This window comes from Paenibacillus amylolyticus (assembly GCF_047302515.1).
Lineage (GTDB): Bacteria > Bacillota > Bacilli > Paenibacillales > Paenibacillaceae > Paenibacillus > Paenibacillus amylolyticus_G.
Window position 1 is genome coordinate 4,054,194 of sequence record NZ_CP168019.1, and the last position, 14,337, is coordinate 4,068,530.

Annotated in this window: 11 protein-coding genes; 1 reads left to right on the plus strand and 10 read right to left on the minus strand. The window is 48.8% G+C overall.

What is annotated here, in order from left to right; all coding sequences use genetic code 11:
- Nucleotides 1-15: 15 nt before the first annotated feature.
- The 8 genes from ACDJ59_RS17445 to ACDJ59_RS17480 form a co-directional block, all read right to left on the minus strand.
- The gene (locus ACDJ59_RS17445) at nt 16-624 is read right to left on the minus strand and encodes a DUF1349 domain-containing protein (protein WP_413404446.1); all 609 of its coding nucleotides are present in this window, start codon (nt 622-624) and stop codon (nt 16-18) included.
- Nucleotides 625-794: 170 nt separating this feature from the next.
- On the minus strand, nt 795-1,796 hold the full coding sequence (locus tag ACDJ59_RS17450) for a formylglycine-generating enzyme family protein (protein ID WP_413404448.1): 1,002 nt from the start codon (nt 1,794-1,796) through the stop codon (nt 795-797).
- Nucleotides 1,797-1,883: 87 nt separating this feature from the next.
- Nucleotides 1,884-3,782 (minus strand): hypothetical protein, encoded by a 1,899-nt coding sequence (locus ACDJ59_RS17455; protein ID WP_413404450.1) that lies wholly within the window; start codon nt 3,780-3,782, stop codon nt 1,884-1,886.
- Nucleotides 3,783-3,932: 150 nt separating this feature from the next.
- The gene (locus ACDJ59_RS17460; protein ID WP_413404452.1) at nt 3,933-5,450 is read right to left on the minus strand and encodes a sulfatase; all 1,518 of its coding nucleotides are present in this window, start codon (nt 5,448-5,450) and stop codon (nt 3,933-3,935) included.
- Between the two features lie 42 nt (nt 5,451-5,492).
- Nucleotides 5,493-7,910, minus strand: coding sequence for a helix-turn-helix domain-containing protein (locus tag ACDJ59_RS17465; RefSeq protein ID WP_413404454.1), 2,418 nt, complete (start codon nt 7,908-7,910; stop codon nt 5,493-5,495).
- Between the two features lie 43 nt (nt 7,911-7,953).
- Nucleotides 7,954-8,826: a carbohydrate ABC transporter permease gene (locus ACDJ59_RS17470; RefSeq protein ID WP_074094251.1), complete on the minus strand. Its 873-nt coding sequence runs from the start codon at nt 8,824-8,826 to the stop codon at nt 7,954-7,956.
- 60 nt (nt 8,827-8,886) lie between these two features.
- Entirely contained in the window at nt 8,887-9,855 is a 969-nt protein-coding gene (locus ACDJ59_RS17475) for an ABC transporter permease (protein ID WP_413404456.1), read from the minus strand.
- A 23-nt stretch (nt 9,856-9,878) separates the two neighbouring features.
- Nucleotides 9,879-11,456 (minus strand): extracellular solute-binding protein, encoded by a 1,578-nt coding sequence (locus tag ACDJ59_RS17480; protein WP_413404458.1) that lies wholly within the window; start codon nt 11,454-11,456, stop codon nt 9,879-9,881.
- Nucleotides 11,457-11,919: 463 nt separating this feature from the next.
- Here ACDJ59_RS17480 and ACDJ59_RS17485 point away from each other — a divergent pair, with 463 nt between their 5' ends.
- Nucleotides 11,920-12,186, plus strand: a complete 267-nt coding sequence (locus ACDJ59_RS17485) for a hypothetical protein (protein WP_413404460.1) — start codon at nt 11,920-11,922, stop codon at nt 12,184-12,186.
- A 148-nt stretch (nt 12,187-12,334) separates the two neighbouring features.
- Here ACDJ59_RS17485 and ACDJ59_RS17490 read toward each other — a convergent pair whose 3' ends face one another.
- Entirely contained in the window at nt 12,335-13,297 is a 963-nt protein-coding gene (locus ACDJ59_RS17490) for a glycosyl hydrolase (protein WP_413404462.1), read from the minus strand.
- Nucleotides 13,298-13,325: 28 nt separating this feature from the next.
- Entirely contained in the window at nt 13,326-14,282 is a 957-nt protein-coding gene (locus ACDJ59_RS17495) for a carbohydrate ABC transporter permease (protein WP_413409845.1), read from the minus strand.
- Nucleotides 14,283-14,337 lie beyond the last annotated feature (55 nt).

Genomic DNA, 14,337 nt, shown 5'->3' on the forward strand with positions numbered 1-14,337 from the left:
ACCTTCTGATCGCTGTTATTTTACCCGGCGAACACTTCCGGTCACCCCATGTTGAAGCTGTACGTCTGTAAAAGTAACCGTGGTCCCTTGCCCAATGGGGGATTGGGCCACAATGCCAACTTTGATCTCTTCTGGGCAGTCGAGTCCGAAATAACGAACCAGCTTCCACTTCTCTCCATCTTGAGAATAATGGAAAGCAAAGCTGTTGCCTGCCCGGGCTACACGTAAATAAGGCTTGTTAACGTCTACAGGTGCTGATACACAATCATCCGAGTTACCACGAGTAACAACACTAAGAATAGACGGCTGTTCTTCAAAATACTCAAAGCAGACTTTAGCCCAATTCGTATCGTCCACCCTCACCATCAGGCAGCCTGAGTCATACTGTTCTTTCATGTTCACCTGTACTTGAGTCGTGATGCTGAAATCTCCCTTGACTATCGTATGTAAAAATGGAGCTGAAGCTTTCACCGGCTCACCTCCCGGATCAATGAAAAAGTCACTGATCGGCGAAACGGTTATCGTCACTTTGCCGTCTTCAATGGACCAATCTGTTGGCTCGTTCAGCCATCCCAGGTTGGCAGATAATGTTTGACCTGAACAATGTTCGAATAGATTCGTCATGTGGCACACCCTTTGTCTGTGATTTTGAATTCGCTGACTTCTCTGTTGTATTCGTGAAATAACGGAATTATCCTTTCGGATCAGCAAAAGGAAAAAAGCGACTCACATGAGTCGCTTGTATTCCTTTCATATCTACATAATTGTATTCGGTGTGTCATATCAATAGCACGCTATACCGGTATCACATCAGATGCACATCTGAAACCGATATGTCCGGTGGATGTATCCGGCGTATTTGGAATCCGCGCTGCTACTCTGTATCGATTGCAATAGGAACGGTGGCACAGGTATGAACCACCTTTTAACACCTTGCGAATTTCATCGGGAGAAGCAACAGTCTTAGCAAGTATAGAAATCTCATGATCCGTAACGTAGTTGTCAGCGCACCATTCCCATACATTTCCTGACATGTTGTACAATCCATATCCGTTCGCAGGAAAGGATCGGGATGGGGCCGTGCCCGCATAACCATCAGCGGCATTATTTTGAGTTGGAAAGGTACCTTGCCAGATGTTGCACTGGTGCTGTCCATCCGGCCTCAGAACGTCGCCCCAGGGATATTTCTTCTGGATTAATCCACCTCTTGCTGCATATTCCCACTCAGCTTCTGTAGGCAGGCGCTTACCCGCCCAGCCACAATACGCATTGGCATCGTTCCAGGAGATATGGATAGCGGGATGGTCAGCCCTGTCGTGCACATCAGAGTCAGGTCCTTCAGGATGAGACCAGTCCGCGCCTTCGACAACCCACCACCAGGGCGTTGACTGCACCACGGTACGAACATGTGCAGACGTTTGCGAAGAAACGAATAAATGAAAAACGAAGGACCAGCCGAATCGCTCGGCCTCTGTTCGATACCCGGTCTCCCGCACAAACTGTCCAAACTGCGCATTGGTCACCGTGCATTCATCCAGATAAAAGGAGTCCACCCGGGTTTCCCTGACAGGCCCTTCCCCATCACTTGCAAAAGCTTCCGGATCATTGGTACCCATAAGGAACCTTCCACCTTCAATCCATATGCGGTCCTTGTCGTTTCGCCCGGCGATGTATCTATCATCTCCTGCCAGCGTAAGAAGGTCAACGGAATGACGTGATGCATGGCCATACGCTGCACTCATCTCACGGGAAGCCGTCAATTCTGGCGTGTCCTCTGATTGAATTTTCACTTTCATCCTGCCGCTTCGGCTTGCAGAACAACAGCAGGAATTTTCCTTTTTGGATATCTGACCATGCATCTGAAACATCCCCTTCCCTTTGGTTTAAGACTCATGATCCCCATTGTACACGACGGGAAGAATGTTCGGAACGGTTGGTGTTGTCATTCCTTCACCCAGATAATAATCCGTCAACAAGGATTGCATATATCCTTTCACCGCCAGCCCATTGCGGTAGGCAGGGTTATGCGGCAACGTGTAGATGCGGACATCGGATGGTATCGTTGTTGTGTACAGACGCAATGCTGTGAAATCACTCGTTTCATAGAGAATTTCCTCTCTCCAATCCCCGAGCAGATCGCCATAGAGCACAGGGGCGTTTCTGGAATTCACGCGAACATCATCGGCTGTAAAAAGACGTGTCGTTGTGTTCTGCTCCCAATCCCACTTTTCCACAAAATTCTTATCCAGCAGCTCGCCGAGCACATCACCATCCCACCAAATTCTGAAATTGGTTGAGGGCTGAACTGAGCTGATCACTTCGCCATCCACATTGTAGATATTGCCTGAACTGGACCACATCTCAAGCCCATTGTGCGTTGGATCAATATCCGCCAGTGTTCCCCGTGCGACATCCTGCGGGATTTCCCCTGTACGAATGATTTCGCCCGTCGCCGCATCGGCATAAAACCAAGGGAATTGATTAACGTTTCCGTTCTCTGCCTGCTGAATCCCGAATTGCTCCAGCCCCGGTCGATCCGGATCAATGTCTGTAATGTGAAAACGATCGCCATGGACTACACCCGGCAGACTGTATAAGGTCTCTCCGTTATCATCCAGCGCCCAGCCTCCGAATGACACCTCATCCTTCCCATCCCCGTCAAGATCCAGTATACGAATCTGGTGGAAAAACTCACCGTCCGCTCCCGCATGTCTCCAACGCTCAGTCAGGGCACCGCCTGCATAATCATAGGCTGACGTCACATACTGAAAGTTGCGGCTGAGCGCACGATTCTTAAGCGCCGTAATCAGGCTTGGATGTTCACCATCCAGATAAGCAATGCCAAAGTGCCCACTGAGCGGACCATCGGTTGCATAATCATTGGTTATCGTTGTACGTGCCGCTTCTGTTCCGGTCCATCCATCCACGACAGACACATACTGTGCACGCTCCGTTGTCGCAGGAACGACCTGACCATCTGCAAATGTTACCCCTTCAAAGGTACGCAGCAGTACTTCAGCCTTCCCGTCACTGTCCAGATCAAACACTGTAATATTGTCGTTGTCACGCCAGCCGCCCAGTCCAGCCACACCGAATTCGCTCACCGAAGCAGGTGGCGCATTATATGTATCGATCGTGGTCACGCTGTAAGGCCCCAGATCAATTCGCCATAGGAAACCTTCGGTCAGGCTGTACGCCTCCACATATTTGTTACCTCCGTTCACCGGAATCCGGGTGACCACGTATTCATATTCCCCATCACCGTCCAGATCCCCAGGCCAGCCATGCTGCACAAAATAATCCGACGGATTGGATGTTATATTTTGCAACGGAATACTGAAATAATTACGAATCTCGGGATTGGCTGCCAATACGACATCGGCACTCGCATCCTGCAACTCACCGTGCACATAAGACTTCACGATATACGTATGGCTCTGGGTTACATCTACATTTGTGTCCGTATAATTGGTTCCCTGTGTCAAAGGCTGGTCATTCAGCTTAACCTCTTCTGTACCTGTCCGACGATAGATATCAAATGTAACCTGCTGCGGTTCGGTCCCAAGTAGACGCCAGCTCAGATATACCTTGTTCTCTCCCAGATATACGGCAGTAAGACCTCGTCCCAGATTTTCAACCAGACGTGGTGCAGACCCTTCTGCGGCATCTGCCTGAAGTACTCCCCCTCCCGATGAAACAATGCCTGTCCATCCAATAACTCCACTTAACAGCAGTGTGAATAGTACTTTTGTTCCTTTGGCCACAGTTGATTTGGTTTTCATTTACAATTCCCCTCCATCGATTGGTTAGTATATGCGTACAAAAAAAGCAAAGCCTGTTATCTCTGTCCCTACGAGCCAATCTAATGAGATCGACTGATCTGGTTCAGCAATAACTGTTTTGCCTCCGGTTGCCCGGTCAACATGGTCTATCTACCGCTCTAACGGCTTGGTTCCTCCACGATCATAGAAAAAGGGGCCTTTCGCCCAACTGACAGCCAGATGCATCAGCAGTTCGGTCTTTAATTGCTCCCGAATTACAGCATGCTGCTCCTCATCATACAGGTTCATCCACTCATGAGGGTCAACCGTCAGGTGATACAATTCACCCTTCGTTTCATGCACTCTGGATGCGGACTCCGCGACAGAGCCTTCCAGGTACAGAATGAGCTTCCACTCCGTGGTCCGCCACATATAGGCCGGAGCCGAATGAGGTGCCGTTACTCCCTTCCCATGGAATTCACAGAACGTTCCGCGATGCCGGAGATCGCCCAGCAGATCGACACCAGGCAGCATCGGATTCGCTTCAAGTCCGGCTGCACGTGTCAATGTCGGCACCAGATCCACCAATTCAGCAGGCCCTTGGTCAATCGTTCCCCGCTTCTGCTCCTGAATGTGGGTACCAGACAAGATGAGCGGCACCCTCACACTGCTGTCATACAGATTATATTTGGTGAAGCGAAACTGTCGTTCCCCCAGCATCTCTCCATGATCCGAGACAAATACAATCAGCGCGTTCTCCAGCCTACCCTGGTTCTCCAACTTCTCCAAAGCGAGTCCAAAGTAATGATCGAGCCAGGAGCAATTCGCCCAGTATCTTAACGTAGTCCTCCTCCGCTCCTCCGAACTGCGCTGGTCCCATACCTTCTTCTTGTCGAGATACGACTGTCGACTATTCGAATTCAGTTCATCGGAAGCTGCCAGGTGAGTCTGCATCTCATCCTCCCACGGCGGTTGCGGGATATCCGAGATATCTTCCAGCCTATACAAGTCTTCGAATGCTTTCGGTACATTGAACCCGGCATGAGGCTTCAGGAAAGACAGATAAAAAAATAACGGCCGCTCCGGGTCTACCCCTTCATCCAAAAATTGCAGCGCCTGTTCGGCTACCCAGCCATCCCGATGCTGATTCATCGGAATCTGACTCGTAAGCCCTGTATAACCATTGACATTTTCCTCCCCGCTGCCAAAATCCTTCGTCTCCTGATGATAGGCTTCCAGTGCTTCGGGATGGGAGTCACCCATCATTGTCGCTCCCTGTTCATAATGACCACTTTGACGGGAAAGACCGATCGATCTTACTTCGAACCCTCGCGTGGAAGGCTCCTCTACGCCCTCGCTATGGTTCCAATGCGTTTTTCCAAATCCGGCTGTCTGATACCCTGCGCGGTGCATTAACTCCGGCAACGGTTCGGAAGGCAGTTTGTCTTCCTCGAACAATCCTCCATAATTCGTTCGGACCCCAAGCTGGGACGGATAATACCCCATCATCATGGAGCTTCGGCTCGGCGCACACATCGGCGATTGGCAAACCGCATCGCGGAAAGTGATACCCTCGGCTGCAAGTTTATCGAGATTCGGTGTATGAATATGTTCATTGAACGTTCCAATACAGTCCCATCGTTGCTGATCCGTCATGAGAAAAATAATATTTGGCTTGTCCTGTGACACGTCACATCTCACTCTCCTTTCGGCTGAAAACTAAGGCGTGATTTAAACGGAGCGGTTACCCCGATTGTGCCCGGTATGCTTGTGAATGTCTTCCCGGTAACGACTTGGCGTCGTTCCCTCACTTTTTTTGAACAAACGATTGAAGTAACTGGGCTGATAGCCCACCTGCTCCGCAATTTCACTGATCTTGACGTCTGTTGATTCAAGTAGCTCTTTGGCCCGATGGAGCCTCACCTCAGTCAAATAGTCCACAAAATTTTGCCCGAATGACTGCTTGAATGCCCGGCTTAATGTGTAAGAATGAATCCCGTGAAGATCTGCCAATTCATCCAGCGATAACGCTTCTGCATACTGTTGCTGCGCATGTTCCTTCATCTGATGGACAGCCATCTGTATCTGCTTCTCTTCCTTGCCTGTGAATTCCTCTACACATACGTGCACAATCCGTTCCCTGAACCACAGGAACAGTTCATCCAGATCTTGCAGTTGCAGCACCTCTTCATACATCCCTACCCCAAACAGTTCAACCGGATCTTCCCCTAATTGCAAAAGGGTATGTTGTATGCGTGCCAGCAGTTGAAATAAAGCCTGACGTACATGCTTCTCAGGCACTTCAGATCGGGCATACGTGCCAATAAATATGCTGAACTGTTCCAGGGCAGAGTCCTGTTCACCACTACGTAATGCCGAGATGATGGCCTGCTCCAGTTCAAGCGGATATACTCCATGGTCATTCACATCCGGCTCTGCCTCCTCATTCATATCAATGATGGTCGCATTGGAAGAGAACTGTCTTTTCCTCAACACAGCCCTCGATTCTCTGACCAGCTGTGGGATATGGGAGGCATCTGATGTGAGTTTGCTGATCGAGACTGTCATACGAACGTTCCATTCGGACTGCACGGTCTCCAGCCAATGCTGGCCCATCCGAGATAATTCTTTCCTGAATTTAGTCGTCTCTGGCTCGATCTCTGGAGGGACAGCGAGCAAGAGCGCAATGGACATGTCATGGTAATTAATCGTTTCGGCACGGAAAGGAAGCCCCTCCAACTGCCTGTTCAGAATGTCGATTGCGGCAAAATTGATCCACTCCTGAGATTCGCTTCGATTTCGCTCCTTAGCCCCATATAGAAGAACTCCACTCGGACGAATGTGAGCAAACAGGATGATGAACTGCTCATCCCGAAGGACCCAGCCCAGCTGTGCCAGGCGTTCTTTCCATTCATGGTCGGATGACAGTAACAGATGACCCAGCGTGAGCTGAATCAGTAAGCTTTCCCGGGCGAGTGGAAGCTGCTCCTCCAACCGTCGCTGCAACGATTCTCTTTCCCGATTAACGCCGATCCAGCGCTGTTCAATATGCTTAACTTCATCCAGTTGTACAGGCCCATTCGAGCGGATAGAAGCTGAGGACAACACTTTGGGAGAGGATGATACTTCTGGCGCTATAGCCTCGATCGGTGCTCCAGTCGCGGTAAATATTCGCAGTAATTTCGTAAACGGTTTATAGAGCTGGAGCGAACCGACCCACGACAGGATCAGAGCCAGCAAGAGTCCAGATCCGTTGACGAGAAGAACGATTCGGGGTACAGACACAATCGGAGCTACAATTTCATTGAGGGGAACCGCGGACACATAAGTCCAATCGGTACCCAATCTGCGGAAGGTGCCCGTTTGAACCGAGTAGGTCAGTCCTTCATATTCCATTAGAAATGAAGACAGATTCCCTTCCAGGTTCAACATATGTTCACGGACAGCATGCTGTAATCCACCAAGCGCTTGGTCTTGCGGAAGCATGGGCTTGCCCTGCTCATCCAGCAGGAATGTCGTCCCACCATTATACGGAGACAAGGTCTGTAGCATGTTAACCAGTTGCTTGTTATCCAACGTAATCGTTAGTGCACCCAGTGCATCGTCGCTTCCACCCGGAAGTCGATTCACCATCATCATGGACATGCCATCCATGGAGCGAGACCAATATGTGGCCTGGGGCTGGTGAGTTAGTAGTTCATACTTCTCAATCTCCCCAGCGTCTTTGATAAAATCATACCGTTCAGAATCCATCTTCACGGCCCGGGGTTCCCCCAGATACAACTGAACTTTGCTGATCAGTGTATTGGAATTCTGAATCATCAGCAGCAATCGGTACAGTTCATGAACCTGTTTATACTTGAATACAAAATCGAGCTCTTTCAGACGGTTATCGAAAACCGGATCGAAGGCCCACTGCGAGAAGGTCAATTCAAGCGCATCCAATTGTTCGCCAACCCACACGGTGCGTTGTCCAAATTGATGCAGATGGGTTTGCTGCAGAATCTTCTCCATTTTGACGGTGACCCAGCCATACAGCAACACACCTGTAATGACTCCCGGAATGCAGGCGATAAACAGAATCATCATCAGACTGCGCCTGAAATAACGTCCTTTGGGTAATGGGTCAGCTGTGCGCTTGAATATCATCTGTATGGACCTCCTTTCCGGGAATACCCGCCTGAATGCAGACTTATCCTTTGACCGAGCCGATCAGGGCTCCTTTGGCAAAGTGCTTTTGTATAAACGGATACACCACCAGTACTGGCAATATGGCTACAATGATCGCGGCCATCTTCAACATTTCTGTCGGCGGTGTCTCCACCTGCTGTCCAGGCGCAACCAGATCAATGTTGGATGCATTCAGCAGCATATTTTGCAGTAATACTTGAATGGGCCATTTCGCAGAATCGTTCAGATATAACAGTGCCGCGAAGAATTGATTCCAGTAGCCTACGGCGAAAAATAATCCAAAGGCAGCAAGCGCAGGCATCGATAAGGGCAACACAATCGTGTACCAGGTTCGGATGGCGCTACAGCCATCAATGGATGCCGCTTCGCTGATCTCTGCGGGCAGGCTGTCGAAGAAATTTTTCATCAGCAACACCGTCCAGCCATTGGCGAGCGCAGGCAGAATTAATGCCCAGATATTATTGATCAGCCCCAGTTCCCTCACCAGCAGGTAATTTGGAATGATACCCGGGCTAAACAAGATGGTTAGTACAATTAGGAACATCAGTATTTTTCTGAAGTGGAATCGCTTCTGGGACAGCGCATAAGCCAGAGAGGATGATACAGCCAGGCTGCACACCGTCCCGACGGTTGCCAGAAATGCACTGTTCCCCAGCGAGCGTGCAAAGGCAGGCGTGGATAACAAATACGTATAGGCTTCAACAGACCAGCGTTCCGGGAAGAGTACGATTTTCTTTTGCAAATATTCTCCGGGGTCCGTGAATGAAACCACGAAAACATAATATAGCGGGAAAAACATAACCACAGCCAGTAGTCCAAGCGTAACCACATTCAGGGACTGTCCAATCCGCTCACTCCATTTCATGCGATGCATTCGAAACCTCCTCTCCATTGATTAATGGCTGGCCCGGGTATGGGTAGGTACCGGAACGAACTAGTAGACGCCTTCCTGACCCATGCGTTTTACCATACGATTTGCGACAACGACCAGCACCAGGCCAATCACGGATTTGAACAGTCCAACCGCTGTACTGTAGCTAAAATCGCCCTGCTCGATCCCTGTGCGGTATACATAGGTGTCGAACACTTCGGCCACTTCAGATACAGCGCCGTTGTACATAAGGAAGATTTGCTCAAACCCCACCTCCATGATGTCTCCCAGTCTTAAAATCAAAAGTACGATGATGACACTGCGGATGGCAGGCAACGTAATATGCCAGATCTGACGCAATCGTCCCGCTCCATCCATGCGTGCTGCCTCATACAGCTGAGTATCCACACTCGCCATGGCAGCCAGAAACACAATCGTGCCCCAACCAGCTTCCTTCCACATCGCTTGCAAGGTGACCATGATCCAGAAGCTGTCCGGGTTCGTCAATATATCCACGCGGGGCCATCCCCATAAAGTGAATAACTCGTTAATCAGTCCCGTTCCTTTGGCGAACAGCAGTAGCGTTAACCCGGCAATGATTACCCAGGAGAGAAAATGGGGCATATAAATAATAGTTTGAATCAGTCTCTTATACGCCACACTTCGCAGTTCATTGAGTCCCAAGGAGATCAGGATCGGAAAAGGAAAGAATAAAATCAGATTGAGCAGGCTGATCGCCAGCGTATTTCGGAACAACAAAGCAAAATCCGGATTACCAAAGAGTGCTGTAAAGTGTTGCAAGCCCACCCACTCACTGCCCTGAATCCCCCGAAAGGGCGAGTAATTCTGAAACGCAATGATAATGCCCCACATCGGGATGTATTTAAAAATGAGGAAAAACAATATGCCTGGCAGTGCAAGCACATATAACGACCGGTCACGCCGAAGTGCAGACAGCAAGTTTAACCCTTTCTTTTTGGTTGAAGTCTGCTTCCCCTTAACCGTACTTATTCGTTGCTCATGGGTGCTCATGGTTTGCAGCTCCTTCCCTCAGATCACTGTCCATTTCTTTTCTTGTAGGCTTCGGTCATCTCATCATTCATCGCCTGGAAATTCGGATCATTCCGCAGGGTTTCCACAAAGGCATCCCAAGCTTCAATTGGCTCCCGGCCCAGAATAATCTTTGCTTTCAGATCCTGGATCTTCTTGTTGAGTTCAGGCAGCACTTTCTGCCCGGTCTCGGATTGAAGGCCAGCGGCCAGATCCGCCACGCTCGTTTTGTCTCGCTCTGCCTCCACTTTTTTGAACAGTTCATTGGCCTGTGTCTCTTCATCCGTTTCACCCGTGGTATCCCAAGGCAGGTCGATGACGTTAACGATATGATTGAAATCCGACGCGTTATCCGCCGTCAATTTTTCACTACTTGCTACCTTTTTGCCATCAACCACTTCATAATGCGTACCTTCAATCCCGAACTGCTGAATTTCAAATACTTCCGGATTCATCCAGGTATCAACGAGTTGGAGAATTCGTTTCATCTTCTCTTCCGGCACACTCGCTGGGATCGCCAGAATACCGTTGTATCCCGAACCCTTCGGATTATATCCATTCAGATTGGTCAAAGGATAGAAATCCGTGTATTTAAAGGAAGGATCGACCTTCTTCAGGTCATCGGCATAAATTTTGCGCATTGTACCTGTCTTGTCCACGATAATGCCCGCCTGATTGCGCTTGAACAGTTCCCTGGCCTGCGTCAGCTTGAGCGAAAGCAGATCTTCCGGCATCATGCCCCTGCTATAGGCTTTGGTTAGATATTGAAGGGATTCTTTTACCTCAGGTAACAGCTCCCTGTAGACCAGCTTCCCCTGAGACTCATCCCATTTCCAACTGCTATTGGTGCCGATAAAAGAACTCTCAATGGCACCGAGTACGGGGCCCAGATTACCTCCCCAACCGAGATCATCAGGACTGATATAAGCAGCAAGTGCGGTGGTATCTTTGGTTCCGTTACCATCGGGGTCCTGCTCCACAAAAGCCTCCATCACGTTGAACAACTCATCCGTGGTCTCTGGCACCTGTAAATTCAATCGGTCAAGCCAATCCTTGCGGATGATGAAAAAAGAATCTCCAGTGACCGGACGAGGCCGCGGGATACCATAATTGTTGCCATCTGCTGCCTTGGTTGTATCCCAAGCTATATCGGGAATGCCTCCGCTGAGGTTCGAATAGTCCTTGATATAAGGGGTGATATCCCAAAAAGCACCTTGTTTGACCATCTTGGTGAAGGTACTTCCAAATGGATCATTAATCATGATCAGATCAGGTATATCCCCGGAAGCCAGGGTCAGATTGAGCTTGTCACCGTAGATATTGTTGGAGACCCACTGGATATTCATTTTGGAGTTAGTCGCTTCTTCAATTGCGCGTTTGATTACATTATCATCAGCAGCGGGGACGGCACTCGGCGTGATGGTCATAATGCTGACTTCCAACGGATCGTCGGCATTGCCGCTGCTGCCACTTACCTGTCTTTCTTCTTTATTTCCGCATGCACTAAGCACCACGGACATGACCATGACAACCGATATGATCCAGGCCAGATTACGGGTGTTGCGTTTCCCCACTTTTTGCATAGGCTTTCCCATCCTCCTTAGTCTCTTAAACCTATAGTCTTAATCGGATTAACGATTAAAAAAGGGGCTTTGACAGGCACTTAAAGAAGATTCTTCCTGACCGGTCAAAGCTTTCACTCACTATAACGAACACCCGTATTTCCTGCAATTGCACTTTTTTGCACCTGTTAGAAACGGTAAAAACGCGCCCTACATCCCTTCGCTTCAACGATAAGGTCTGATAATGCGCTCGTCCCACACTTGTACTTCAATATATCGTTCCGTATCCAGATTCGTTAGTCATAGTGTACATCATGCCATCATTTATGGAAATATCTGTGCAACATATTACTCGTGGATAAAGTTACACTTGGGCACTTCAATTGCAACGGGGGAAATCCACTATTATTAAGGAAATATTAACCAATAAGTGGTAGACTAATAAAAGTATTTATCTTCAGCGGACTTAAAGGGAGGTCGTATTATGTTTGGTGTTAACGTGAAAAAAATAGAAGATCAGCTGGTCATCCGTTGGCAGTTTTCCAAAATTGAAATTCCTATCGCACATATCACATCGGTCACCCTGGATGATACGTACGGTGGCAGCGAACCATCCGCCATTCGGATCGGTCCAGTCAATGGCACAAGCGAGAGAATTCTAATTCGCACAGTGAATCAATCGTACATTTTATTCACTTCCAGCGTGACTTTACATACCAATATCCGAGCTATGTTACACCCGTCAAACTAGAGTGTTTTTCGAACCGGATTCCCATGTTTCTCGGAAGAAGAGTTCCATTTACATATGTACGCCCAAAAAAAGCATTAGTATTCGCATTATTTCTTACAGCGAATACTAATGCTTCTCTGATTCCAATACAAGCTTTGAAGTGGAGTTCTTACAACCAACTCCACTTCGGTAACTGATCGAGCGTAATGACCTCTTCACTATGGTACAATTCCTTCAAAAATGCCACATCATTATGCGTCCCGTCTCTCAGGAATCCACCTGTCCAGGTACAGAACCAACTCCAGTGTACATCCTGTTCCTTCATCTGCTTAGGGTCAGGGATGGAGCCGTTCTCGGCCAGTGCGATGATTTTGCCGTTCTGTACGAGCTCTCGCAGGTTGGTGTAACGTGCAGCCAACGGGCTGTGATCTCCTGCTTCAGGGTATACATCCACACTGACAATATCCACGACATCATCACCCGGATACCATTCCGGTTTTTCCGAGTTCCAGACCCAGATGAGATTGTGCAGCTGATGTTCTTGAACCAATCGATCATACAACAAACGATATAACTGTTTGGCAGGTTCGGGGCCTTTCGCTCCCCACCAGAACCACCCACCTTCTGCTTCATGAAGTGGTCGGAATAAAACAGGTACACCAGCATCCTTCAACTCTTGCAAGTGAACTGCAATCGCTTCGATATCCCGGATCAATAACTGAAATGCTTCCGATTCAGTATCAGCTAGCGCGGAGGAAAGATCATAGGTTGTCGCGTCCGTATAGAACCCCCGCCACCACTCTTTACCTGGTTCATCGATCAGATCCGTCGGTGCGTTCCAGTGCCAGCATAGCGTCACGATCCCGCCTTGTTTGTGCCAGTCTATCGCATCCCGAATCTCCTGGGAGACCGCACCGCGCTCTGTTCTTGATGGCGAATATTCCATGAGATCAAAGCCAATCACAGCTGGCTTCCTGCCTGTATTTTCATTAATCCAGTTTAGATTGCTGTAATCCTGCTGGCCTGACAACATCCCTTTTTGATAACGCTCTACCAGGAACGCCATCAGTTCTTTTGCTTCGGGAGTCGCTGCTTTATTCACCGGAACTCTGCTGATCTCACGCACTGTCATCTCTACACCTCCAATTGGATTTAACATGTTAACCCACTACACCAGAACGTTCAATACTCTCCACGAAATAACGTTGTACAAACAGATACAAAATAATCAGGGGTGCAATAGCCAGCAAAATGCCTGTATCCACAATCATCGCCACATAGTTTGGATCGGCCTTGATGCCCGAGTTCGAGCCAAAGCCCATCAGCTGCGGAATCAACTGGTTCGCCTGAGCAGGTAAGGAAGCCACTTTCAGCGAGATCAGTGGACTTTCACTCATGAATAATGCCGAATAAAAGGTATCGTTATACTGCCATACGAACGAGAACAAAATGACCGTAATCAACGGCGAGATTGCATTGGGCAGCATGATTCGAGCAAACGTTTTGAATCCACCTGCGCCGTCAATCAATGCAGCCTCCTCGATTTCCTTTGGCATGCCCTTGAAGAACTGACGGAAGATATAGATGAACAGCCCCGCCTTCAGCCCTCCCGCTGTAGCAGCCGTGATCATGGAAGGCCAATACGTATTCAGCAGATTGATGCCATTTTTTCCAGAGAACAACTGGATGATGCCCATAAAGTCAAAGCTGCGGAAATGCAGATACATTGGCACCATAAGTGTGCTTGTCGGCACCAGAATCGTCAGAATCACAAGGATGAAGAGTACATTACTACCCGGAAACGAAAACCGGGCGAAGCCATATCCGGCAAGTGCACAGGATATCGCCGTCAGAAGCGTTGTGATGGTAACGAACAATAACGTGTTCGCCAGCAGAGGCAGGTAATCCATCACTTGCGCCGCTAGCCGGATATTATCCAGCGTAAAATGCTGAGGAATCATATAAATCGTTGGATTGTAGATATCCTGTTTATCCTTAAACGCAACTGACACTTTGAGAAATAACGGGTATAAAATAATAAATGAAATGCCGATGACCAGTGCATATCTGAATATGGAATAGAGAAGGTCCGATGTTTTGCTTCGCACCCGATGCATGTGATAATTCTGTTTCGGAACCACCACCATGCGATCTGTCCCTGACGCAGCCATA

What these genes read in the sequence shown, in the direction of transcription:
- ACDJ59_RS17475 (WP_413404456.1), bottom strand. Translation starts at nt 9,855, where the DNA reads ATGAGCACCCATGAGCAACGAATAAGTACGGTTAAGGGGAAGCAGACT.
- ACDJ59_RS17490 (WP_413404462.1), bottom strand. Translation starts at nt 13,297, where the DNA reads ATGACAGTGCGTGAGATCAGCAGAGTTCCGGTGAATAAAGCAGCGACT.
- ACDJ59_RS17485 (WP_413404460.1), top strand. Translation starts at nt 11,920, where the DNA reads ATGTTTGGTGTTAACGTGAAAAAAATAGAAGATCAGCTGGTCATCCGT.
- ACDJ59_RS17480 (WP_413404458.1), bottom strand. Translation starts at nt 11,456, where the DNA reads ATGCAAAAAGTGGGGAAACGCAACACCCGTAATCTGGCCTGGATCATA.
- ACDJ59_RS17450 (WP_413404448.1), bottom strand. Translation starts at nt 1,796, where the DNA reads ATGAAAGTGAAAATTCAATCAGAGGACACGCCAGAATTGACGGCTTCC.
- ACDJ59_RS17470 (WP_074094251.1), bottom strand. Translation starts at nt 8,826, where the DNA reads ATGCATCGCATGAAATGGAGTGAGCGGATTGGACAGTCCCTGAATGTG.
- ACDJ59_RS17465 (WP_413404454.1), bottom strand. Translation starts at nt 7,910, where the DNA reads ATGATATTCAAGCGCACAGCTGACCCATTACCCAAAGGACGTTATTTC.
- ACDJ59_RS17495 (WP_413409845.1), bottom strand. Translation starts at nt 14,282, where the DNA reads ATGCATCGGGTGCGAAGCAAAACATCGGACCTTCTCTATTCCATATTC.
- ACDJ59_RS17455 (WP_413404450.1), bottom strand. Translation starts at nt 3,782, where the DNA reads ATGAAAACCAAATCAACTGTGGCCAAAGGAACAAAAGTACTATTCACA.
- ACDJ59_RS17445 (WP_413404446.1), bottom strand. Translation starts at nt 624, where the DNA reads ATGACGAATCTATTCGAACATTGTTCAGGTCAAACATTATCTGCCAAC.